Annotated in this window: 22 protein-coding genes; 11 read left to right on the forward strand and 11 right to left on the reverse strand. The window is 67.1% G+C overall.

Annotated features, from left to right (window positions below):
* The first annotated feature begins 6 nt into the window (after positions 1-6).
* Complete coding sequence (locus QHC78_RS08205) at positions 7-1371, forward strand: amidohydrolase family protein (RefSeq protein ID WP_319743385.1); 1365 nt, start codon at positions 7-9, stop codon at positions 1369-1371.
* Here the strand turns inward: QHC78_RS08205 and QHC78_RS08210 are convergent.
* The 4 genes from QHC78_RS08210 to QHC78_RS08225 are packed head-to-tail and all read right to left on the reverse strand — an operon-like array spanning position 1340 to position 3925.
* A complete protein-coding gene (locus QHC78_RS08210; protein ID WP_319743386.1) occupies positions 1340-2170 on the reverse strand; it encodes a uracil-DNA glycosylase in 831 nt (276 codons plus the stop codon). The two genes, QHC78_RS08205 and QHC78_RS08210, sit on opposite strands and share 32 nt — an antisense overlap.
* Complete coding sequence (gene rimI / locus QHC78_RS08215) at positions 2160-2693, reverse strand: ribosomal protein S18-alanine N-acetyltransferase (protein WP_319743387.1); 534 nt, start codon at positions 2691-2693, stop codon at positions 2160-2162. The genes QHC78_RS08210 and rimI overlap by 11 nt, the downstream gene beginning before the upstream one ends.
* On the reverse strand, positions 2693-3472 hold the full coding sequence (gene tsaB / locus QHC78_RS08220) for a tRNA (adenosine(37)-N6)-threonylcarbamoyltransferase complex dimerization subunit type 1 TsaB (protein WP_319743388.1): 780 nt from the start codon (positions 3470-3472) through the stop codon (positions 2693-2695). The genes rimI and tsaB overlap by 1 nt, the downstream gene beginning before the upstream one ends.
* Positions 3473-3526: 54 nt before the next feature.
* On the reverse strand, positions 3527-3925 hold the full coding sequence (locus QHC78_RS08225) for a hypothetical protein (RefSeq protein ID WP_319743389.1): 399 nt from the start codon (positions 3923-3925) through the stop codon (positions 3527-3529).
* A 121-nt stretch (positions 3926-4046) separates the two neighbouring features.
* Between QHC78_RS08225 and ompR the strand changes: the two genes are divergently transcribed.
* From ompR to QHC78_RS08245, 4 genes are read left to right on the forward strand one after another with little or no spacing between them, the layout of a single operon-like run.
* Positions 4047-4775, forward strand: coding sequence for an osmolarity response regulator transcription factor OmpR (gene ompR / locus QHC78_RS08230; protein ID WP_087779290.1), 729 nt, complete (start codon positions 4047-4049; stop codon positions 4773-4775).
* A gap of 17 nt (positions 4776-4792) precedes the next feature.
* On the forward strand, positions 4793-6154 hold the full coding sequence (locus QHC78_RS08235) for a sensor histidine kinase family protein (RefSeq protein ID WP_319743390.1): 1362 nt from the start codon (positions 4793-4795) through the stop codon (positions 6152-6154).
* 46 nt (positions 6155-6200) lie between these two features.
* Positions 6201-6758: a peroxiredoxin gene (locus QHC78_RS08240; RefSeq protein WP_319743391.1), complete on the forward strand. Its 558-nt coding sequence runs from the start codon at positions 6201-6203 to the stop codon at positions 6756-6758.
* 6 nt (positions 6759-6764) lie between these two features.
* A complete protein-coding gene (locus QHC78_RS08245) occupies positions 6765-7235 on the forward strand; it encodes a gamma-glutamylcyclotransferase family protein (protein ID WP_319743392.1) in 471 nt (156 codons plus the stop codon).
* On the opposite strand, the gene QHC78_RS08250 is transcribed toward QHC78_RS08245, so the two are convergent.
* On the reverse strand, positions 7174-9408 hold the full coding sequence (locus QHC78_RS08250) for a RelA/SpoT family protein (RefSeq protein ID WP_319743393.1): 2235 nt from the start codon (positions 9406-9408) through the stop codon (positions 7174-7176). The two genes, QHC78_RS08245 and QHC78_RS08250, sit on opposite strands and share 62 nt — an antisense overlap.
* A gap of 84 nt (positions 9409-9492) precedes the next feature.
* Between QHC78_RS08250 and QHC78_RS08255 the strand changes: the two genes are divergently transcribed.
* Positions 9493-10347, forward strand: coding sequence for a M90 family metallopeptidase (locus QHC78_RS08255; RefSeq protein ID WP_319743394.1), 855 nt, complete (start codon positions 9493-9495; stop codon positions 10345-10347).
* 60 nt (positions 10348-10407) lie between these two features.
* On the opposite strand, the gene QHC78_RS08260 is transcribed toward QHC78_RS08255, so the two are convergent.
* The 6 genes from QHC78_RS08260 to QHC78_RS08285 all read right to left on the reverse strand — a co-directional run bounded on the left by QHC78_RS08260 (position 10408) and on the right by QHC78_RS08285 (position 17268).
* The gene (locus QHC78_RS08260) at positions 10408-10755 is read right to left on the reverse strand and encodes a RidA family protein (protein WP_319743395.1); all 348 of its coding nucleotides are present in this window, start codon (positions 10753-10755) and stop codon (positions 10408-10410) included.
* A gap of 136 nt (positions 10756-10891) precedes the next feature.
* Entirely contained in the window at positions 10892-11791 is a 900-nt protein-coding gene (locus tag QHC78_RS08265) for an alpha/beta fold hydrolase (RefSeq protein WP_319743396.1), read from the reverse strand.
* A gap of 85 nt (positions 11792-11876) precedes the next feature.
* Positions 11877-14273, reverse strand: a complete 2397-nt coding sequence (locus QHC78_RS08270; RefSeq protein WP_319743397.1) for a DNA internalization-related competence protein ComEC/Rec2 — start codon at positions 14271-14273, stop codon at positions 11877-11879.
* 119 nt (positions 14274-14392) lie between these two features.
* Entirely contained in the window at positions 14393-15205 is an 813-nt protein-coding gene (locus QHC78_RS08275) for a TatD family hydrolase (protein ID WP_319743398.1), read from the reverse strand.
* A gap of 88 nt (positions 15206-15293) precedes the next feature.
* Positions 15294-16007 (reverse strand): ABC transporter ATP-binding protein, encoded by a 714-nt coding sequence (locus tag QHC78_RS08280; protein WP_319743399.1) that lies wholly within the window; start codon positions 16005-16007, stop codon positions 15294-15296.
* Positions 16000-17268, reverse strand: coding sequence for a lipoprotein-releasing ABC transporter permease subunit (locus QHC78_RS08285; RefSeq protein ID WP_319743400.1), 1269 nt, complete (start codon positions 17266-17268; stop codon positions 16000-16002). The genes QHC78_RS08280 and QHC78_RS08285 overlap by 8 nt, the downstream gene beginning before the upstream one ends.
* A 104-nt stretch (positions 17269-17372) precedes the next feature.
* Between QHC78_RS08285 and QHC78_RS08290 the strand changes: the two genes are divergently transcribed.
* From QHC78_RS08290 to lysS, 5 genes are all read left to right on the forward strand, one after another.
* Positions 17373-18455, forward strand: a complete 1083-nt coding sequence (locus tag QHC78_RS08290; RefSeq protein WP_319743401.1) for a hypothetical protein — start codon at positions 17373-17375, stop codon at positions 18453-18455.
* The gene (gene recJ / locus QHC78_RS08295; RefSeq protein WP_319743402.1) at positions 18434-20146 is read left to right on the forward strand and encodes a single-stranded-DNA-specific exonuclease RecJ; all 1713 of its coding nucleotides are present in this window, start codon (positions 18434-18436) and stop codon (positions 20144-20146) included. The genes QHC78_RS08290 and recJ overlap by 22 nt, the downstream gene beginning before the upstream one ends.
* A gap of 79 nt (positions 20147-20225) precedes the next feature.
* Positions 20226-21330, forward strand: a protein-coding gene (gene prfB / locus QHC78_RS08300) for a peptide chain release factor 2 (protein WP_319743403.1) whose coding sequence is annotated in 2 segments (ribosomal slippage) — positions 20226-20306 and positions 20308-21330 — 1104 coding nt in all. Because the reading frame shifts where the segments join, the coding sequence is not laid out codon by codon here.
* Positions 21331-21349: 19 nt separating this feature from the next.
* Positions 21350-22096 (forward strand): SDR family oxidoreductase, encoded by a 747-nt coding sequence (locus tag QHC78_RS08305; protein ID WP_319743404.1) that lies wholly within the window; start codon positions 21350-21352, stop codon positions 22094-22096.
* Positions 22097-22108: 12 nt separating this feature from the next.
* Positions 22109-23638 (forward strand): lysine--tRNA ligase, encoded by a 1530-nt coding sequence (gene lysS / locus QHC78_RS08310; RefSeq protein ID WP_319743405.1) that lies wholly within the window; start codon positions 22109-22111, stop codon positions 23636-23638.
* Positions 23639-23667 lie beyond the last annotated feature (29 nt).

The raw sequence follows: 23667 nt of genomic DNA on the forward strand, positions 1-23667 counted from the left end.
CACACAATGAACACCCCGCCCCCATCGTTGCAGGCCGACGATATGCTGCTGGCCCCGGAATGGCTGCTACTCGACAGCGGGCTGGCCCAAGGAATGGCGGTGCGCGTGCGCGCCGGCCGCTTCGAGGACGTCGGCCCGCTGGCCGAATTGCGGCTACGCCACCCCACCTCCTTACCGGTGGAACTGCCTCGGCGCCTGCTAATGCCCGGCTTCATCGACACCCATCATCACCTCACCCAATCTTTCGGGAAGTCGCTGGCCTTTGGCGAACCGTCCGAGATCTTCCGCCGCATCTGGGTGCCGCTGGAAGGCAGCCTGGACGAACGCGGGCTCTATCTCGCCGCCAAGCTGGCTGCGCTGGAAGCCCTGCGCGGCGGCTTCACCACCGCCTGCGATGCCGGGACGCGCTCCGAACTCGGCGTAGACACGGTGGCTCAAGCCGTTACCGACGCCGGTCTGCGCTGCGTGCTGGGCCTGATATGCAACGATGCAGGGGTGACCGATACCCAGCCCCTGATCGAGGCAGCCGAGCGCCACCTGGCGCGCTGGGACGATAACGGCCTCGTCCACCCCTCGCTGGCCATCTCGATTCCTGAGGCTGCGACCGACGGCATGCTCGCCCGCGTGGCAGCACTGTGCGCGCAAAGCGGTGCCCCCTTCCAGACCCATGTGAACGAGCACACGGCCTCGCTCGAACGCTCCATCATCGCCCGCGGCCTGCGCCCGATCGAAGTGCTGGAGCACGCGGGTGCGCTGGGCCCGCATGCCCTGCTGGCCCATGCCACGTTGCTGACGCCGCGCGAGATGCGGGTTTTGCGCGATACCGGCAGCGCGGTCAGCTACTGCCCGGTGGCCAGCATCTGGAAAGGCAATGCCGTCGCACAGGCGGGCATGCTGTCCGAGCTGGGCGTGCCGGTGGGCCTGGGCTCGGACGGCACGCGCGGCGACGCCTTCCGCCTGATGGACGCGGCCGAGACCTGTCAACGCTTCGCCTACGGATTGGCGGCCGACGATTTCTCCTGCGGCGGCGGCTGGCAATGGCTGGAGGCCGCCACCGCGGGCGGCGCCCGCGCAGCGGGCCTGGGCGAGCGTACCGGGCGCATCGCGCCGGGGCTGGCGGCGGACTTCCTGCTGCTCGACCTGGACGTACCCGAACTGCTGCCGTCCTGGGACCTGGCCTGGGAACTGGTACGCCTGGCCAATCGAGACCAGATCGAAGCGGTCTACGTGGCCGGCAAGATGCGGCTATGGCGGGGGTGGCCGCTCGACTGGGACGCCCGTGCGCTGATGCAGGAAGTCGCCGCCATCGCCCGCGACACGCTGGCGCGTGCACCGATAGTCAAACTGCATCCGGTAAGGGCTGTCCGGTAAGGCGTGCGGGTGCCGCTACGGACAACGCCAGCTGCAAGTCCTGCCACGCCTTGGTTTTTTCGGCGGGACTGCGCAGCAGGTAGGCCGGGTGATAGCTCACCACCACAGGTACCGGCTTGCCCTGGACCGACAAGGTATGCACCCGGCCGCGCAGGCTGCCGATGCGCGCATCGGTTTCCAGCAGCGTTTGCGCGGCGAACCGTCCCAGCACCAGGATCATGTCGGGATTGACGAGCGAGATCTGCCGCATCAGGTAAGGGCTGCACCGCGCTACTTCTTCGGGAAGAGGATCACGATTGCCAGGCGGCCGGCATTTGATGACATTGGCGATGAACACGTCCGCCTGACGCGAGCGGCCGATGGCTCCCAGCATGTTGTCGAGCAGTTTGCCCGAACGACCGACGAAAGGCGCACCCTGTTTGTCCTCTTGCTCGCCCGGCGCCTCGCCCACCAGCATCCAGCGGGCCGTGCGCGAGCCGGTACCGAACACGGTTTGCGTGCGGCCCTTGCACAAACCGCAGGCGGTGCAGTGACGGACCTCTTCCTCGAGGACCGCCCATGCCTGTTCCGGGTCCGTGGGCGCGGCCGCCGGCAGCGGCTCCAGGTTCGCGGCAGGCAGCAGCTCGGCCACCGGGGCGGCGACAGCGGGCTCGGCAGCGACTGCTGGCGGCGCCTCGGGCATCCCTGCGCCGGACGGCACTGCCGAGGGAACATTCCACAACCGCTCGATACCGAGTTCGCGCAACCAGGCGCGGCGCACCGGACTGATCGCGGTCTGCCCGCTGCGTTCAGCCGCCATGGACAGCCCCCGGCACAGAATCGTCCAGAAGCACCTTGCGCATGACGATCGCGTCTTCCCGGCCGCGCGCGGCAGGATAGTAGCCACGGCGCAAACCGATGCGTTGATAGCCCGCCCGCTCGTACAAGCCTTTGGCTACCGCGTTGGAAGGACGGACTTCCAGCAGCAGGCTGCGCGCGCGGTTGGCCACCGCCCGCTGCTCGACCCACGTCAGCAGCCGGCGGCCAAGCCCGTGCCCCTGCGCCGGCGGCGCGATGCTGATGTTCAAAAGGTGCGCCTCGTCCAGCGCCACCATGGACACGCAATATCCCAGCAGCCGCAGCTCGTCGCGCACGACCCAGGCGTCGTAGCCGGAACGCAGGGAATCGGCGAAATTGCCCCGGGTCCATGGGAACGAATAGATTTGGCGCTCGATCGCGTCGACCTCGTCGAGATCCTCCTCGGCCATGGGACGGCAGGCCTGCGCCCACGCCGCCAGGATCCTCGCTGCATCGACCTGCGCCCCGCCCTGCACCGCAATCATCACTGCGCTCCCTGTGTAGGGACCCGAGGATTGCCTCCGGCCCCGGCCTGCCTTTCGGACGTCGTAAACGCCACTTTATCGCGCACATAGAGCGGCGTCGCGTGCTCCGGCGCAACGGTTTCGCCGCGCAGATACGCCGCATGAGCCAGACACGCCACAGCGGCCGCCGTGGGCCGCTGAGCCGCGGCGCGTTCTTCGAGCGGGAACTCCGCGAAAAACTCGGGATAGGCTGCCGCCGCGTCGCCACAAAGCCACGCTTGCCGCGAGGGGGCGCGCGTGTCCAGCGCCGATACCTGTTCACCCACCCATGCGCCCAGGCCCGGCCCGGCCATCAGCTGCGGTGCCAGCAGCGTTTCGAGCCGGTCGGCTGCGACCCGGCGGTAGATAGCCAGGTAGACCTCCTGCATACGGGCGTCCATGGCCACGACCAGCGGGCGGCCGCCGTCGTCGCTGACCTGCTGGGCCACCGCCGCATGCGAAACGATAGGCACCAGGGGACGCCCCAGCGCGAATCCCAGTCCCTGCGCAACGCCGCAAGACACGCGCAGCCCGGTGAACCCGCCCGGTCCTTGCCCGAATGCGATAGCGTCCAGCGCCGTCCGGGCGATGCCGGCTTCGCGCAGCACTTCCTGCACCATAGGCAACAGGCGCGCGGAATGCTCCTGTACGCCCTGGTGCTCGCGCGCGAGAATATCGACAGTGCCGGGACCGGTCGCGCGTAGCAGCGCCACGCCGCACCAGGCGGAGGAAGTTTCGAGGGAGAGAATGTGCAGCGACATGGGCTGCAATTGTAAGACCAGAAGCCCGCCGCACGGGGCAAACGCGCCGTGGGCTCAGTGCCTCAGACGTTCGTACACTTCTTCGCTGGCGCGGCGGATTTCCTCGCGCAGCAGGTCGCGCTCTTGCGAGGACAGCCGGCGCGGCACCTGACGCATTTCGTCGGGCCGAATGGGTCCGGCCCAGGACCCCATCGTCGCGGCCCCTGCCACACCTGACCGCCCCTCGCCGCCATGGGCTTGCTCAGCGGCCTGTGAAACGGCGCTCTCGACCTGGCCGGAGACGCTTTGCGACGCACGCCGTCCGGTCTCCGCGCGCACCGCTTGTGCGCGTGCATCGCGGCTATAGCCGATTGCCGTACCGGTCGCCAATACCGTTATCATCACGGCCAGTCCACACAGCACGATTGCTGCGCCGGAACTGGTTGGACAGGTGGAGTCGAATACTTTGTTCACGTTTCAATCATACGATGTACGCATGACAGCGTCATAGATGCCGGCGTGTCCAAAGCCGCATTTATGTAACAAGCAATGTCCCTCGCTGGATTGATATAAACGCCTCCGTTACATTTGCGCCATGTCACTAGCCAACGCTCCTAAAAAAATCCTTGTCGTCGACGACGACGTGCGGCTGCGCGACCTGCTGCGCCGCTACCTCGCTGAACAAGGCTTTTCGGTCTGGGTCGCGGAAAACGCCCAGACGATGAACAAGCTTTGGCAACGCGAGCGGTTCGACCTGCTCGTACTGGACCTGATGCTTCCCGGCGAGGACGGCCTGTCCATCTGCCGCCGCCTGCGAGGCGCCCGCGACAGCACGCCCATCATCATGCTCACGGCCAAGGCCGAAGACGTCGACCGTATCGTGGGCCTCGAGATGGGCGCCGACGACTACCTGCCCAAGCCGTTCAACCCGCGCGAACTGCTGGCCCGTGTCAACGCCGTGCTGCGCCGCCGGGGGCCCGAAGAACATCCCGGCGCGCCCAGCCAGGACAACGAGTCGGTCACCTTCGGCCCCTATGTTCTCAACCTGGCCACTCGTACGCTCACCCGCGACAACGAGCCGGTTGCCCTGACCACCGGCGAATTCTCGGTGCTCAAGGTATTCGCCCGCCATCCCAAGATCCCTCTGTCGCGGGACAAGCTGATGGAACTGGCGCGCGGACGCGAGTACGAAGCGTTCGACCGCAGCCTGGACGTGCAGATCTCCCGGCTGCGCAAGCTGATCGAGCCCGATCCTGCCAAGCCAGTATTCATCCAGACGGTATGGGGCCTCGGCTACGTGTTCGTACCCGATGGGGGCAGTTGATCCGCTCCTAGGCATCCATGTCGGTCGCCCTGCGCGTCGCGTCCAGGCTGGGCTTGTTCAGCCGGACCTTTCTATTGCTTACCGTGCTGATGACGGCGAGCCTTGCAGCCTGGCTGCAGGCGTTCCGCAGCATGGAGGTCGAGCCGCGCGCGCAGCAAGTTGCCCAGCAGATCGTCACCGTCGTCAACATTACCCGCGCCGCCCTGATCCACTCCGCGCCGCAAGAACGGCGCTACCTGCTGCTTGACCTCGCTACCAACGAGGGCATACAGATCTATCCCCACGAGAAAGACGACATCACGGTCCGCTTGCCCGACCGGCAGGTCCTGCAGCGGGTCGAACAGCAAGTGATCGACCGGCTGGGGCCGGAAACCATCGTCGCATGGGAAGTCAACCGGATTCCCGGGCTGTGGGTCAGTTTCTCCATCGATGACGATGACTACTGGATGGTGGTCGAACGTGACCGCGCCGAACGGGTACCCGGCGTGGAATGGCTGGGCTGGGGTGCCGCCGCGCTATTGCTTTCGCTGCTGGGCGCTGCGGTTATCGTGGGATTCGTCAACCGGCCGCTCTCGCGCCTGTCGCGCGCCACGCTCGCCCTCTCCCGAGGCGAGACGCCACCCCCGCTGCCGGAAAGCGGTCCCGAGGAAATCCGCCGCGTCAATACCAACTTCAATCGCATGGTCGAGGAATTGGACCGCGCCGAGGCCGACCGGGCGCTGATGCTCGCCGGCATCTCGCACGACTTGCGCACGCCGCTGGCCCGCCTGCGCCTGGAGATCGAACTGAGCGGCGTGTCCGAGGCGGCGCGGGAAGCGGTGGACGAAGACCTGGCGCAGATCGACCGCACCATCGGGCAATTCATGGAATACGCCCGCCCGGCCAACACCCCGGATCGCAACAACAATATCTCGGAACTGGTGTCCGAGATGGTCGAGCGCGAATGCAGCCACACCGAGGCCCTCGGCGGTTCGCTGCAAGTGACGATCACCCCCAACCTGTGGGCGCGCATCGCTACCGCGGACCTGCAACGAGCTGTCGGCAATCTGCTGGAGAACGCTCGCCGCTACGGGCACAAGCCGGACCAGCCTCCCCATATCGAACTCTCGGTCATCAGCCAAGGCTCCAACGTCCTGATCGAAGTGTCCGACGACGGTCCCGGCGTCAAACCCGAAGACGTGCCACGGCTGCTGCGGCCCTTCACCCGCGGGTCGGATGCGCGGACCAATGCGGGTGGCGCCGGCCTGGGCCTGGCCATCGTGAAGCGACTGCTGGAACGCGCCGGTGGTACCCTAAATCTACTGAACCGGGATGGCGGCGGCCTGACCGCCTGCATCACACTGCCGGCCTCCTCGCAAAAATCGGCCGACGCCAAGTAGGCGCCGGGGGTCGCCGCGAGCCCGGCAACCCAACCGAGGAGCCTAGATGAAGACCGTCGGAGCCAAGCTCGATCCGTTCAAATTGCACGGCATCAAGCCAGGATTCAACGAACCCGAGGAAAACGGTGCTTCGGCATTCGAAACCCTCACCGAAAAGTCCTTTCCCGGCAAGTGGAAGGTCATCTATTTCACGCCCAAGGATTTCTCCGATATCTGCGCCGGCGAAATCATCGCCTTTGCTGCGCTGGCCGAGCAATTCACCCAGCGTGGCACCGTGCTGCTGGCCGGATCGGTGGACAACGAATACGCCAAGCTTGCCTGGCGGCGCGAAGTGCCGGCCTTGTCACGCCTGAACCACTATCAGTTCGCCGATAGCGCCGGCGCCCTGGTGGACCAGCTCGGTATCCGCGACCGCGGCGAAGGCGTCGCCTTGCGCGCCACGTTCATCGTCGACCCGGACAACACCATCCAACACGTGTCGGTAAACAACTTGAAAGTCGGCCGCAGTCCCGAGGAAACGCTCCGCATACTCGACGCCCTGCAAACCGGCGATTTCTGCCCTGCCAACCGGCCCGCCGGCGTACCCATGCCCAAAGGGGCCTGAGCCGCCATGCCGCACGTTTTCGTATACGGGACGCTGCGCCGCGGAGAAATCAACGACATCGAACGCCTGGCGCGCCAGCGCGGCCTGCCCGCGCCCGTCGCCCTGGGCGAGGCCAGCGTCGCCGGCCGCCTGGTCGATTTCGGCGATTGGCCCGGCCTGATCGAACAGGCCGGGCCCCGCGTACGCGGAGAAGTCTATCTCGTGGAAGAAGCCCTGCTGGCGGCGATGGACGAGGTCGAGGAATACGACCCGGCCGGGGATTCCCTGTTCGTGCGGCGCCGGGTCGAGATCCAGATCGGCGGACAGCGGCTGCCCTGCAACTACTATCCCATCCAGGCGCATCTGGTGGGGCTTGCGACGCCCATCGACCACGACGACTGGATCGCGTATCGGCAAACGCGCGATGCGGGCCGCGCTAGCGCCGATCCGCCTCCAACACCCCCGGCACCTCGCGAATGCCGGCCAGCGCGCGGGTAAGGTGCTCGCCGTTGCCCACCTCGGCGGTAAACACCATGCGGGCAATGGCCTGGCGGCTCTGGGTATTGACGCCGATCACGTTGATCCGCTGGCGGGCGAACACCTCGGAGATGTCGCGCAACAGACCATGGCGGTCGTTGGCCAGTACCACGATGTCCACGGGATACACCGCATCGCCCGTCTGTCCCCAGGTCACGTCGATGACCCGTTCCGGTTCTCGCGCCGCCAACGCCCGGAAGCTCTTGCAGTCGCACCGGTGGATGGAGACGCCGCGCCCCCGCGTCACGAACCCTGAAATCGCATCAGGCGGGGCTGGCCGGCAGCATTTGGCCAACTGGGTCAGCAGCGCATCCACGCCGACCACCAGTACCCCGCTCTTGCCGGCATGCACGGCGCTTTCGGGGCGGCTGTCGCGCGTCAGCGTGGAGAGATCGGGCGCAGCTTCGGGCGCGGGAGCCTCGAAGGCGCTGGCAATCTGGCGCAGGCTGAACTCGTCCTTGGCCAGGGCCACGTACAAGTCCTCGGTGCAGGCAAAGCCCAGCTGCTGGGCGAGCAGTTCCAGGTTGGTGGCCGTCTTGCCCAGGCGCTGCAGTTCTTTCTCCAGCATGCCCTGCCCCTGGGCAATGCGTTCCTGGATATCGATGGCGTTGAACCAGGCACGTACCTTGGCGCGCGAACGCTGGCTGGCGAGGTAGCCCAGCTGGGGGTTGAGCCAGTCGCGCGACGGCCCGCCCGACTTGGCGGCAATGATCTCGACGGTCTGGCCAGTCGTCAGCCGCGTGTTCAGGGGCACCATCGTCCCGTCGACCCGTGCCCCGCGGCAGCGGTGGCCCAGGTCGGTATGGACCTGGTAGGCGAAATCGACCGGCGTCGCGCCGGGCGGCAGCTCGATCACCCGCGCCTGCGGCGTCAGCACATAGATGTTGTCGGCCAGCGAGTTCAGCGCCGCCGGTCCAAGCTCGTCGTCGACCTGGACATCGGCCTTCCACGCCAACAATTGCCGTATCCAGCTCAGCTTGCGGTCGTACTCGGAATCGGCGCTGACCTGGCCGCCCTTGGCGCCAGCCTCCTTGTAACGCCAGTGCGCGGCCATGCCGAACTCCGCGAACTGATGCATTTCACGCGTGCGGATCTGTACCTCGAACGGCCGCCCGTCATGGTCGTAAACCACGGTATGGAGCGAGCGATAGCCGTTGGGCTTGGGCCGGGAGATGTAGTCGTCGAACTCGTTGGGCACCGGCGTCCAGAGATGGTGGACCAGTCCCAGTACCGTATAGCAGGTACGGATGTCGTCGACGATAATGCGCAGCGCCCGCAGGTCATAGAGATCCGAGAAGCTCAGGCGGCGGTTGCGCATCTTGTTCCAGATGCTGTAGATGTGCTTGGGACGGCCGGTCACGTCGGCCGCGATGCCGGCACCCTCCAGCGCCTGGCGCACCCGTGCGATGGCGTCCGCGATGAAGGCTTCGCGTTCCGTCCGTTTTTCTTCCAGCAGGCCGGCGATTTCCTTGTAGCGCACCGGTTCGAGGAAGCGGAAGGCCAGATCCTCCATTTCCCACTTGACCTGCCAGATGCCCAGCCGGTTGGCCAGCGGCGCATACAACTCCAGCGTTTCACGCGCCAGGGCCTCCGGCAGCGGCACTTTGTGCTGGGCGTGCCAGCGCAGCGTCTGCAGGCGCGAGGCCAGCCGCATAAGGACGATGCGCAGGTCGGCCGCCATGGCCAGCAGCATCTTGCGCAGCATTTCCGCCTGCGCGCCGCTCCCGGCCGAAGCGTCACTGGCGTCGCGCGTGACCTGCCCCAGGCGCAGCAGCGCCCGGTAGCCGTGCACCAGCCGGCCGATCTCGGTCCCGAACTGCAGCGTGACCGGATCCTTATGCGGATTGCTATTGACCTCGCGGTCGCCCACGGCGTTGGCCAGCAGGGTCGCCATGCGGGTATGCCCGTCCACCTGCATGCCGGCGAGAATCGCCACTACCCCGGCAGCATGTTCGGCCCAGGTCTCGCCTTCGGCGACGGCCGGTTCGCGTGCATAGCGCGGCAGCGACCACTCGAGCGCCTTGCGCAGCTCCTCCCGGGCCCGTTCCGACAGGCCGGCATTGGCAGCCTCTTGCCAGGCAGAGTCGAAAACTGCGGAAAGTTCGCCGGAGGCATCTAGGGCGGGTTCGTTCATCGTCTTACACTTTACGTTGCATCGGCCATGCAAGAGCGCCGGCGCGATACTCTAGTCGCATATCCACCCAGGGAAATTCATTGTATGTTGGGATGGCTGTTGGCCCGCGGCGCCTCGAAAAGCCGCGTCGCGCAGATGCAGGCACGCATCAATCCGGAATTATGGACCCAAACGCTGGCCTCGCATGCTTTCCTCGCGCGGCTCAATGACGACGAACGGACCGCGTTGCAGGCCCGGGTCGCCTGGTTCCTGGCCAGCAAGGCAATGACGGGTGCGGGCGGCCAAGTCCTGACCGATGAAATCCGGCTGTCCATCGCCGCGCAGGCCTGTCTGCCCATCCTGTACCTGGACCCGGGGCTCTACGAGGGGTGGACGGAAGTCATCGTCTATCCGAGCGGTTTTCTGATTCCCCGTACCGACATGGATGAGGATGGCATCGTCCACGAATATATCGAAGAAGCCGCCGGCGAAGCCTGGGAGGGGGGGCCCGTCGTGCTGTCGTGGGAGGACGCCGGCCCGGGCGGGGAGCGTCCCGAGGGCTTCAACGTCGTGATCCACGAATTCGCACACAAGCTGGACCTGCAATTCGGACAGGCCGACGGCATGCCGAGCCTGCATGCCCACCCCGACATCACCCCCCGGCTGTGGCGCCGCGTACTGGAGGCCAGCTACGAGTCGCTATTGCAGCAACTGGAGACCATCGAGGCGGCCATCCCGCCCGACGTGGACCCGGAGTCCGAAGAAGCCGACCCGTGGTATGCGCAATTGCCCATCGACCCCTATGCGGCCACCGATACCGCGGAATTCTTTGCGGTCAGCTCCGAAGCCTTCTTCGTCCATCCCGGGCCGCTGCGGGCGGCGATGCCGGAGTGGTACGGGCTGCTCGTGCAGTACTACCGGCAGGACCCGCTCGGGGACCCAGGCCGGCTAGGGGCGTGACGATACACCCTGCTCGCCGGCGTCAGCTGGCGGCTCGGCGCCGGCTGACGCTGCATGCCGTCACACCGCGGCAGTAACGACGATCTCGACCTTGTATTCGGGCGCGGCCAGCTTGGCCTCGACCGTGGCGCGCGCCGGCGTGTTGCCGGCCGGCACCCAGGCATCCCAGACCGAATTCATGGCGGCGAAGTCGGCAATATCGGCCAGGAAGATCTGGGCACGCAGGATTCGGGTCTTGTCCGTACCGGCAGCGGCCAGCAGTTTGTCGATGGCGGCCAGTACCTGCCGCGTCTGGCCGGCGGCGTCCTGGCTGGGATCCTCGGCCACTTGACCGGCCAGATAGGCGACGCCGCCGTGGACGACCATTTCGGACATGCGTTTGCCGACGCTGAAGCGCTCGATGCTCATGGGTTTCCTCGTAGTTCAAGCAGATTCGGAGCCGCAAGCATAGCAGCCCCGGCCCGTGCCGGTGCCGGCCCGCGGGCCCCGGTTTGGCCGGCCGCCCACCGCCCGGGATCGACCACGCGGCAAACATCCTGGCCACCTAGCTGCGACACAGGAAATCCTCGGCGATATCGAGCTGGTACGGCGTCATGAACGTGGGAGCGTGGCCGACTCCCGGGATGTCCGCCCGGCGCGCGCGCGGGTTGCGGATAAGCATCTGCTCGACCGTGTCCTCGCTCAGCAGGTCGGAGCGCTCACCGCGCACCACCAATATCGGACATGCAATGCTGTCGTAGACCTGCCATAGCGCGGCTTCGGCAGCAATCGCCATGGCCGGGTCGAGGGTCTGGAAAGACTGGGCGATGGCGGGATCGTAATGCATGGTCCACGAGCCCTCTGGGCCGTCTGCCTGGCGCACCACGTTGCGGGTCAGCTCGCTCCATTGATCCTCGGTATGATCGCCGAACGAGGCGCTGACCGTCCTGACGTAGGCCTTGGCTTCCTCGAAGCTGCGGAACGCCGGCGCCTTGCCCAGGTACTGTCCGATCCGGGTCAGCGCTTCCCACTCCAGGCGCGGACCGACATCGTTCAATACCAGCTTGTCGATGGGCGACGCCTGCAGCCCGGCCAGCGCCATGCCTATCAGACCGCCCATGGAGGTGCCGAACCAATGCAGGATCCGCGGCTGCAGGCGCGCCAGCAGCGGCATCATATCGGCTATGTACTGAGGCATGGCGTAATAGGCGGGATTGGCCAACCAGTCCGAGCGTCCGCGGCCCACCACATCGGGACATACCACGCGATAGCGGCCGGCCATGCGGCGCGCCAGGGCATCGAAGTCGCGCCCCGTACGTGTCAGCCCGTGGACACATAGCAGCACTTGATCGTTATCGGGGTCTCCCCACTCCCAGTACGCCATGCGGTGCAGGCCTGCGGGGCTCAGGCAGGACACGAAGTCCAGGCGTGGCTGGGAGGTGCCGGACGAAGCATAGGAGTTCATGGAGAAAGCATCCCTTGCGGAGCGAAGTACGAGGATTGTAGCCAGCCCCACTGGGCCAACGGCCGTACGTGAGACATAGCGCGCACTACGACGCCGACGCATGCCAGTAGCGGCGGCGCGCGTCCCGCTCTCGTTCGACGGTCAGCCCATGGCTATCCGAACTGAACACCACCGCGCCGTGCCGGTCGGTGCGGTGGAAGATGGTTCCGGCGCGCTGCCACCGCCGCACGATCTGCGGATGCGGATGGCGATAGCGATTCAGGTAGCCGGCCTGGGCCACGGCATGGGCGGCCGACGTGGCCGCAACCAGTGCACCGCTCGATGAATGGCGCGAACCGTGATGCGGCACGGCGAGCACGTCGACCGCGATTGCCCCGCGCCGTGCCAATCTGGCTTCTTCCGTCTTCCCAATGTCGCCAGTCAACAGGGCGCTGTGGTGCTGGCCACGCAGAAGCAGGACACAACTGTTCCCGTTGCGCTCGGGCGCCGGTGTCTCGTGCTCCTCCGCCCGCGCGGGATGGACGAACGAAAATTCCACCCCGTCCCGCGTCCACCGCTGGCCATCGGCGCAACGCGACGAGGTCGGCATGCCGGGCTCGCGGAGCGCGAGATCGTACGACGCATGCACGCGGCCCACCGGCACCGCAGCCAGCAACGAACGCAATCCGCCCGCATGGTCGACGTCGGCATGCGAGACCACCAGCTCATCGAGCCGGCGTATGCCGCGTGCCCGCAGATACGGCCAGATCACGCGCGAGCCGGCGTCGGCGTGGTCGCCATAGGGAGGCCCCGTATCGAAAAGCAAGGTCGTATGCGAGGTTTCCACCACAATGGCGCTGCCCTGCCCCACATCCAGCATGGTCATTTGCCACGCGCCGTGTTCTGGCCGTGCCGGCCGATAGGCCAGCATCGGCGTCAGCAGCACCAGGGCCAGCCAACGGCAAGGCAGCCCGCGCGGCTGCATCGCCCAGGCCACGCCCGCCAGGCCGAGCGCCACCAGCGGCCATGGCGGCGCGGCCAGCGCATGGGCAGCGAACTGTGCATGGGCCAGCCACTGCACGGGCTGCATCAGCACGGCGAACACGGCATGGGCCAGGGACGCCGACGCGGCGGCGATGCCGGAGAGCCCTGGCACCATAGCCAGTGCAAGCGCTGCCAGCGCCAGCGGGGTCACCAACAGGCTGACTACCGGGATGGCCAGCGCATTGGCCAAGGGCGACACCAGCGATATCTGCTGGAACATCAAGCCCAGCGCCGGCAACAGCCCTACCGTCAGCACCACCTGCGCGCGGGCACCTTCCCGCAGCGATGCGGCCAGGCCCGTCCGCCATGGGAGATCGCCCGCTTCGCGCCAGCGCCATCGCCCGCTGCCTGCCAGCACCAGCAGCGCTACCGCGCCGAACGACAGCCAGAAGCCGGTCGCCAGCGGCGCCCAGGGATCGAGCGCGCATACCAGCGCTGCCGCCACCGCCAGCACGCGCGATCCGGACAGGGGCAACCGAAGCATCGCGGCCAGCCCGATCACGGACAACATGAAGAAGGTACGCTGCGCAGGCACGCCCCAGCCCGCGAGCAGGCAGTACAACCATGCCACGACGAGTGCCGCCGCCGCGGCCGCCACCTGCGCCGGGTTGCGCTCGGCGAGGCGGGTGCCGCGCCAGCTACAGCATTTCCAGCCTTGCAGCACGATCCACCCCGCGAGCGCCGCCAGCATGGTCACGTGCAATCCACTGATGGAAACCAGGTGCGTGATGCCCGCGCGGCTGAAAGTTTCCCAGTCGCGCTTGTCCACCCCTGCCTGGTCGCCCATGGCCAAGGCCGTCAGCACGGGGCCATACCGCTTGCCCCCCAGGATCTCCCGCAAGACGGCGCGGCTGTCATGCCGTGCGCGCTGCACGAGCACGCCGAAACCGGAGCCTTGTCCCAGTCGCCGAGGCCGGCCGCGTACGGAACCGGTGGCCCGGATGCCGTGCTCGAACAGGTAGGCCTCGTAGTCGAAACCATGGGGATTGAGGTTGCCGTGCGGGCGCTTGAGCACGACGCTCGCACGCCAGATTTCGCCCGGCACCACCTCGGCCGCCTTACCGTACCAGGCCAATTGCACGCGCCGGGGGACGCCGGGCGGCGGCGCCAGCAACTCGGCCTGGAACCGCTGGCCGCGGCCTGTGGCGGTGGACAGACTGGTCACCAGGTAATCGAGCTCGATCGGACGGTTCTCGCGTTCCGGTGACAAGGCATCCTGTAGCCGCAGATCGATGCGGACCAATGCGAGCCCCGTGCCGGCCACCATGCCCGCCATGGCCAGGACCACGGCCAGGCCCGCCGGCCCGCGCCACACTCCCCGCCCCCGCCGCCATGCGGCACCGAGCGCCAGCAGTAAGGCGCCGGCCCCCACCGCCGTCCAGCCGGCGCGCGGCACCGCGGGCAGGACGTGTACCCACGCCGTACCCAGCACAAATGCCACCAACGCCAAACGCCACATGCCTCCCCCTCAGCAGAGGGCCAGATGGTACGCAGGCAGGCCCAGGCGCGCAGCCCGGGTGAGGACGATTCCATCCATGTCCGCACCCCGGGCACGGCACTGCGGACGCAGGCTTCGGATCAGGCCAGGGACAGCGCCGCCGCCAGCCGCGGCAGGACGCGCCGCGCATTCTCGGACGTGGCGGCGGCCACCTCGTCGACCGTCACCCCGCGCAACTCGGCCAGCACCTGGGCCATGCGCGGCAATTCGGCCGGTGCGTTGCGGCGGCAGTCGCGCGGCAGCCATGCGGGCGGAATGTCCGGCGCATCGGTTTCCAGCACCAGGGCCGATAAATCGAGGCCCGTGGCCAGGCGCCGGATATTGCGGGAGCGTTCGTACGTCATCTCTCCGCCCATGCCCAGTGCAAACCCGCGTTGCACGAATTGATCGGCTTGCTGCCGGCTGCCGTTGAAGGCATGCGCAATGCCGCCCGCCACGTCGATGCGGCGCAGGTACTTCAGCAATACGTCCTGGGAACGGCGCACGTGCAGCAGCACCGGCAGCCCGAACTCCGCCGCCAGCTTGAGCTGCGCCTGGTAGAAATGCTCTTGCCGCTCGCGTTGCGGGCCGCTGGCAATCTCGGCGACGAAGAAGTCCAGGCCGATTTCGCCTATGGCCACGAATCGGGGATCCGGCAGGGCGGCCTGGACGGCATCGCGCAATCGATCCAGGTCGGCGTCGCCGGACTGCCGCACGAACAAAGGATGGATACCCAGCGCATAGGTGCCGCCGGGAATGCGATGGGCCAGGTCGCGGACCACGGAAAAATTGCTATGCGCGATCGCGGGGATGACGATGGCGCCTACCCCCGCACGGCACGCTTGTTCGGCGACCTGGGCGCGGTCGGGGTCGAACTCGGCCGCATCGAGATGGCAATGGGTATCGATCAGCATGATGCCAACTTTACCGCCGATTCCCTCGCGGCGTGCCCATGCCCCAGGGCCGGCCGTAGCCTAGCCGCTGCCCGCGTCGACCTGGATTTCAGGCAGAGGCGGTGCCCGGGCCGTGGGTTTCCTCGGCCAGCACGCCGTCCGCCATGCGCAGTTGCCTGTCGGCCAAGGCCGCCAGTTCGGCATCATGGGTCACGATCACGAAGGCCATCTGCAATTGCTGGTTCAAGCGTTTGAGCAAGCCGAACACATCGCGCGCGGTATGGCGGTCGAGATTGCCGGTGGGCTCGTCGGCCAACACGCACAGCGGCCGCGTAACCAGCGCCCGGGCCAAGGCCACGCGTTGGCGCTCGCCGCCGGACAACTGGCCGGGATGGTGAGCCGCCCGGGCCGCGAGCCCCACCTGTTCCAGCATTTCCGCGGCAGCCTTGCGCGCCTGGCTGCGGTCCATGCGGCGCACCACCAACGGCATGGCGACGTTGTCGAGCGCGGAGAACTCGGCCAACAGGTGATGGAACTGGTAGACGAAGCCTAGACTGCGGTTGCGCGCCAGGCTGCGCTGCTTTTCATTGAAACCGGCCACCGGGTTGCCATCGAGCCGTACTTCGCCCGAGGTGGGCCGGTCGAGCAGCCCCAGCACATGGAGCAAGGTGCTCTTGCCCGATCCGGACGCGCCGACCAGAGCCACCATTTCGCCCTGTCGCACTTGCAGGTCCACGCCCCGCAGCACGGTGACCTGCTCGGTACCTTCGGCATAGACCTTGGAGATGCCCCGCCCTTCCAGCACGATGCGGCGATCAGTCATGGCGCAGCACCTCCGCCGGTTGCAGGCGCGACGCGCGCCAGCTGGGATACAAGGTAGCCAGGAACGACAGCACCAGCGAGGTCACGCCGACGGTAACGATATCGGAGAGGCGTGGATCTGACGGCAGCTCGGTAATCAGGTAGATGTCCTTCGGCAGGAACTGGATGCCCAGCGCGTGCTCGATGGCGGGCACGATGACATCGATATTGGTCGCGACCAGCGCGCCGCCGGCCACGCCGAGCAAGGTCCCGATCACGCCGATCAGCGCCCCCTGCACCACGAAAATGCGCGCGATTTCGCCAGGCGTGGCCCCCAGCGTACGCAAGATCGCGATATCCGCCTGCTTGTCGTTGACCGCCATGACCAGCGACGACAGCAGGTTGAACGCCGCCACCGCGATGATCAGCGCCAGGATCAGGAACATCATGCGTTTTTCGGTCTGTACGGCAGCGAACCAGGTACGGTTGTTGCGAGACCAGTCCGCCGCTGCGATGTTGGGCGGCAGCGACTGCGCCAGCTCGCGGGCTACCAGCGGCGCCTCCTGCATGTCGGCGATGCGCAGCCGTACCCCGCCTATGCCGCTGTCCCGGAACAGGCGCGCAGCGTCATCGACGTTCAGGAAGGCCAGGCTGGAGTCGTACTCGTAGTGGCCGACCTCGAAAATACCCGCCACCGTGAACTGCCGCATGCGGGGGGTGAAGCCAGCCGGCGTCACCGACCCCTGCGGCGCAAGCATCAGGATGGGATCGCCCAGGCCCACGCCCAGCCCCTGGGCCAGCGCGCGCCCCAGCACCACGCCATAACTGCCGGGCGTCAAGGCATCGAGGGACCCGGCCACCATGTGGCTGGCCACGTCGGAAACGGAGCGTTCGGCCTGGGGCTCGACCCCCCGCACCTGCACGCCCCGCAACACCTGGTTACGGGCGATCATGGCCTGGGCCGCCACATAAGGCGCGCCAGCCAGGACTTCGGGATTCTTCTTCGCGGTGGCGGTCAATTCGCGCCAGCTCGCCAGCGCGGCACCGCGTTCGCCGCCGACGGGATACAGCTCGATGTGCGGCAGCACCGAGAGCATGCGGTCGCGCACTTCCTTCTGGAAACCATTCATGACGGACAGCACGATGATCAGTGCGGCCACGCCCAGGCCTATGCCTGCCATCGAACTGGCGGCAATGAAGGAAATGAAGCGATCTCGTCGCCGCCCGCGGCCGGCGCGCGTATAGCGCCAGCCTATCCAGAATTCGTAGGGTATCTTGAGCACGCGCGTATTATGGCAGAACGACACGGCCACGGCCTTGCCGGCCGAACCCCTACAATACCGGCCGTGGCCTCGACACCCGGGGCGCCTCTCGAAACTTTGCGACCGTGCCCGCCTCCCGATCCTCGTTGACCTTGCTGCTGCCCGGCCTGCTGACCGAAGCCGCCATCGCGCCGGAACTCGCACGGCAACTCGCCGGCGAGCCCGCCACGCGTATCCTGCACGCCTGGCTCGGCGCCGCGGCGCCGGCCGAACAATCGTTCGATCCCTTCGTGGCCGGCTGCACGGCTCGAGAATTCTGGTGGCTGCATAGGGCAGGCTACCGTCCGCCCGACGGCAAATATGGCCGCGGTATCGCGCCCCTGCTGGTACGGAGCCCCGAGCCCGATCAGCCCGTATGGCTGGCCGACCTCGCCCACATCCAGATCGGGCGCGACGGCCCCGTGCTGACCGATCCTGGCGGCCTGGGCGCCACCCAGGCCGAAAGCGACGCCCTGCTCGCAGCGGCCCGTTCCACCTTGGCAAGCCACAGTGCATCGGCCGAGGCGGTCGGCCCGGGCCGATGGAAACTGAACGTGCCGGCCGGCATCGCGCAGCATACCGGCACGCCGGAAGCCGTGACCGGCGCCGCGCTCGAATCGTGGTGGCCACGCACTGCCGACGCCCGTCCTTGGCGCAAGCTGGTCAACGAAATCCAAATGGCCTGGCACGAGGCGCCAGTCAACCAGGCGCGCGAGGCACGCGGCGAACCGCCTATCAACGCCTTGTGGCTGTACGGCGGGGCGCGTCCGTGGCAGCCCGCTTGGCCCGACGGCCGCCCTGCCCGGCTCGCTGCCGGCGCGCAATGGTTGCACAACCTGGCCGAACGCGACGGACTTGGCTGGACGTCCGCCGCCGCGGCCAAGGCCGACGCGCTGCCCGGGGCACTGGTGGAACTCCCCGACCTGTCCCTACCCGAACGCACCGACGACTGGCGAGCCTGGCTCGATGCTGCCGCGCGGCTGGAACGCGACTGGTTCCGCCCGGTGGACGAGGCCCTGCAGAAGGGCCAACTGCGACAGCTCACGCTGGTACTGCCAGGCCGCGAACGACTGGTGACCTTGCACATCGAACGGCGGCCTGCACTGCTGCGCTGGCTGCCCCGAACACGACACGATTGGAAACGCTGGTGGTTGCCCCGAGAATCCTGACCCGCCAACCCGATCCGGCTGCCAGGCGCCGCCTGGAGATGGCCGGCATCCATCCGCTGCTGGCCCGCCTCTGGGCGGCCCGCGGCGTCTCGTCCCCCCGGGACACGGCTCCCGACTGGTCGGCCATGCTCGCCCCATCGCTGCTGACCCATGCCGGCCACGCGGCCGTCCTGCTTGCCGATTCCATCGCAGCCCGCAAACGGCTGCTGATCGTCGCCGACTACGATTGCGACGGCGCCACCGCGTGCGCGGTCGCCGTGCGCGGCTTGCGGGCCATGGGCGCCATCGTCGACTTTCTGGTGCCGAACCGTTTCGAGACCGGCTATGGACTGTCGCCCGCCGTGGTTGCACTCGCATGCGCGCATCCGGCCGGCAAGCCCGACCTCCTTATTACGGTCGATAACGGCATTGCCAGCATCGAAGGCGTGGAAGCCGCCCGCCTGGCCGGCATGCAAGTCGTAATCACCGACCATCACCTGCCCGGCGACCGGCTTCCCGAAGCCCTGGCCATCGTCAACCCCAACCAGCCCGGCTGCGGTTTTCCATCCAAGCACCTTGCGGGCGTCGGCGTCATTTTCTACCTCCTGCTGGCGCTGCGCGCCGAACTGCGCAGGCGCGGCGTCTTCGGCGCCGACAACGGCCCCCGCCTCGACGCCCTGACCGACCTCGTGGCCCTGGGCACGGTGGCCGACGTGGTGCGGCTCGACGCCAACAACCGGCTCCTGGTGGCCCAGGGGCTCAAGCGCATACGCGCCGGCCGCATGCAAGCCGGCCTGCGCGCCTTGTTCGCGGTTGCCGCGCGCAACCCGCGTGAAGCCAGCACCTTCGACCTGGGCTTCGCCCTGGGCCCGCGCATCAACGCGGCCGGGCGCCTGGCCGACATGAGCCTGGGCATACGCTGCCTGCTCACCGACGACGAAGACGAAGCCCTGAAACTGGCGCGCGAGCTGGATGCGATCAATCGCGAACGCCGCGAGATCGAAGCCGGCATGCGGGACCAGGCCATGGCCTCCCTGGACGCCTTGCAGACCACACCCTCGGCCAGCCTGTGCGTGTTCGACGCCTCCTGGCATCAGGGCGTGGTGGGACTTGTGGCCTCGCGCCTGAAGGACCGCTTCTGGTGCCCCACGCTGGCCTTTGCCCCCGCCGGAGACGGCGAACTGCGCGGCTCGGGCCGCTCGGTGCCCGATGTGCACCTGCGCGACGTCCTGGACCTGGTGTCCAAGCGCTACCCGAACCTGATCCGCAAGTTCGGCGGCCATGCGATGGCCGCCGGCCTGACGCTGCACGAAGCCGACTTCCCCGCCTTCGTGCCGGCCTTCGATGCGGCGGTACGAGAGCTGACCGGCCGCAGCCGCTTCGAGCCGGCCCTGGAAACCGACGGTTCGCTCGAAGCGGATTTTGCCAATGCCGACGTCGCGACCCTGCTCGACCAGCAGGTATGGGGCGCCGGCTTTCCCGCACCGGTATTCGTCGACTCCTTCATCGTGCGCAGCCAGCGCCTGGTGGGCGAGAAGCACCTGAAGCTGGCGCTCGAGCGCGGGCACCAACGCTTCGACGCGATCTGGTTCGGCCGCGCCGACGCTTTGCCGACGGCCGCCGACCTGGCCTACCGACTGGCACTGAACAACTGGAACGGCATGGTGTCGGTGCAGCTGGTGATCGAACACGCGCGGGAATCGGCGGCCTGAGGCGCGCGCCATCCCGGCGTCCAATGACATAAGTACGTTAAAATTTCGGGTTACGCGAAAAAATCACCTGGAATTCAGCATGGAAGCAGAACGCCTCAACCAACTCGACGCCCAACTTCAGGACCTCTCCGCGCGCACGCAGGCCCTACGGAGGTATCTTTGACTACGATGCCAAAGATGAACGCCTGCAAGTCGTCAACGCCGAACTAGAAAACCCCGAGGTCTGGAACGACCCCAAGCACGCCCAGGACCTGGGCCGGGAAAAGAAGGCGCTGGAAGCCGTCGTCCTGACGATCCATGACATCGAATCGTCCCTGCGCGACGCCTCCGAGCTGTTCGAGATGGCGGCCGCCGACAATGACGATGCCACGCTCGAATCCATCGCCGGCGATGCCCAGGGCATCGAGGAAAAAGTAGACGGCCTGGAATTCCGCCGCATGTTCTCCAATCCGGCCGACCCGCTCAACTGCTTCCTGGACATCCAGGCCGGCGCCGGCGGCACCGAAGCCCAGGACTGGGCCTCGATGCTGCTGCGGCAGTACCTGAAGTACGCCGAGCGCAAGGGCTTCAAGGCCGAGGTACTCGAAGAGTCCGAAGGCGAAGTCGCCGGGATCAAGTCCGCCACCATCAAGATCGAAGGTGAATACGCCTTCGGCTACCTGCGCACCGAGACCGGCGTGCACCGCCTGGTCCGCAAGAGCCCGTTCGACTCGTCGGGTGGCCGCCACACCTCCTTCGCCAGCGTATTCGTCTACCCGGAAGTGGACGACTCCTTCGAAGTCGAGGTCAATCCCGCCGACATCCGGGTCGATACCTTCCGCGCCTCGGGCGCGGGTGGCCAGCACATCAACAAGACCGACTCGGCCGTGCGCATGACCCATATCCCCACCGGCATCGTCGTGCAGTGCCAGAACGACCGTTCGCAGCACCGCAACCGGGCCGAGGCCATGCAAATGCTGAAGTCCAAGCTGTTCGAACTCGAAATGCGCAAGCGCATGGCCGAACAGCAGAAACTGGAAGACTCCAAGACCGACGTGGGCTGGGGCCACCAGATCCGTTCCTACGTGCTGGACCAGAGCCGGATCAAGGACCTGCGCACCAACGTCGAGATTTCCAATACCCAGAAGGTACTGGACGGCGACCTCGATCCCTTCATCGAAGCCAGCCTGAAACACGGCGTCTGACCCTAGGGAGCAAGACGACATGAGCGAGACCATCGTGATCGTAAGCGGGGCCTCACGCGGCCTCGGCGCTGCGCTGGCGCTGGCCGCCTGCCGGCCCGGAACGCTGCTGGTCACGCTGTCGCGCACCGAGCCTGCGCTGCTGGCCCAGCATGCACGCGAGCATCAATGCGCGCACAGGCACTACACGGTCGACCTGGCCGATCCGGTAGCCACCGAAGCGGTGGCGCAGGGCCTGTTCAGCGAACTGCCCGGCGGCGCTCGCCGCTACCGGTTGATCAACAATGCCGGCACGGTAGAACCGATCACGCCCGCGGCCACGCTGGATGCGGCGGCCGTCGCCCACGCCCTGCACGTGAATGTCGCGGCCGCCATGCTGCTCACGGCCGCCCTGCTGTCGTCGGCGCCGTCCACGGCGGACCGGCGCGTGCTGAACATTTCGTCCGGCGCCGGCCGCCGGCCCATGCCGGGCTGGAGCGTGTATTGCGCGACCAAGGCAGCGCTCGACATGTACACGCGCACCGTCAAGCTGGAACAGCAAGGCTCCGGGCTGCGCATCGCGGCGCTCGCGCCCGGCGTGATCGACACGCCCATGCAGGCGGCCATCCGCGCCACCCTGCCCGACGCCTTCCCCGCGGTGGAAGATTTCAAGGCGCTCCACCGCAGCGGCCAGCTCGCCGCGCCCGCCGACGTGGCTGCCCGCATCCTCGACTACCTGGAACGCGACGACTTCGGCCAGACCGAACTCGACGACATCCGAGACTACTGATCCGATACCATCATGACCGACAACCGGCCCACCGGCACCGAACCCGCGCAAGACGAAAACCAGATCATCGCCGAACGGCGCGCCAAGCTCGCCCGCCTGCGCGAGGCCGGGCCGGCCTTCCCCAACGACTTCGTTCCCGCCGATCGCGCGGCCAGGCTGCACGAGCTCTACGACCAGCAGGAAAAGGAAGCGCTCGATACCGCCGACATCCAGGCCAGCGTGGCTGGCCGCATGATGCTCAAGCGCGTGTTGGGCAAGGCCAGCTTCGCCACCCTGCAGGACGCCACCGGCCGCATCCAGATCTACCTGAGCAAGGAATTGCTGGGGGAACAGGTTTACGACGCCTTCAAGCACTGGGACATTGGCGACATCATCGGCGTACGCGGCAAGGTCTTCAAGACGAACAAGGGAGAACTGTCGGTCCAGGCCAGCGAACTGCGCCTGCTCACCAAGTCCCTGCGTCCCCTGCCCGACAAGTTCCATGGCATTGCCGACCAGGAATTGCGCTACCGCCAGCGCTACGTCGACCTCATCATGACGGAAGCCACGCGCAACACCTTCGTTGCGCGCAGCCGCGCCATCGCCTCCATGCGCCGCTACATGGCCGAGTCCGGCTTCCTGGAAGTCGAGACGCCCATGCTGCAAGTCATCCCCGGCGGTGCTGCGGCCAAGCCTTTCACGACCCACCACAACGCGCTGGACATGCCCATGTACCTGCGCATCGCGCCCGAACTCTACCTCAAGCGCCTGATCGTGGGTGGTTTCGAAAGGGTGTTCGAGCTGAACCGCAACTTCCGCAACGAAGGCGTCAGCCCCCGCCACAACCCCGAATTCACCATGATGGAGTTCTATGCGGCGTACGGCGACTACCGCTGGCTCATGGACTTCACCGAACAACTCCTGCGCCAGGCCGCCATCGACGCCACTGGCAGCGCCAAGCTCACCTACCAGGGACGCGAGGTGGACCTCGCGCAACCCTTCGACCGTCTCACGATCACCGAAGCCATCCACAAGTATGCCGAACCGGGCTACACCAGCGAACAGCTCAGCGACGAAGCCTTCCTGCGGGCCGAACTCAAGAAGCTGGGCGCCCACGTGGAAGGCCCGCAGCTGGCCCGTGCCGGCCTCGGCGCGCTGCAGCTGGCGCTATTCGAGGAAACGGCGGAAGCCAAGCTCTGGCAACCGACCTACATCATCGACTACCCGGTAGAGGTGTCGCCGCTGGCGCGGGCGTCGGATACGCGGCCGGGGATTACCGAGCGCTTCGAGCTTTTCATGGTGGGACGCGAAATCGCCAACGGATTCTCGGAGTTGAACGACGCCGAGGACCAGGCGGAGCGCTTCCGCAAGCAGGTCGAGGCCAAAGACGCCGGTGACGAGGAAGCGATGTATTACGACGCGGACTACATCCGGGCGCTCGAATACGGCATGCCGCCGACTGCCGGATGCGGAATCGGGATCGACCGCCTGGTCATGTTGCTGACGGACAGCCCCAGTATCCGGGACGTGATCCTGTTTCCGCATTTGCGCCGGGAGGACTGAGGACCGGCGTCCCACACTCGCCCCCGAGC

This window comes from Pigmentiphaga sp. (genome assembly GCF_033795525.1).
GTDB lineage: Bacteria > Pseudomonadota > Gammaproteobacteria > Burkholderiales > Burkholderiaceae_B > Pigmentiphaga.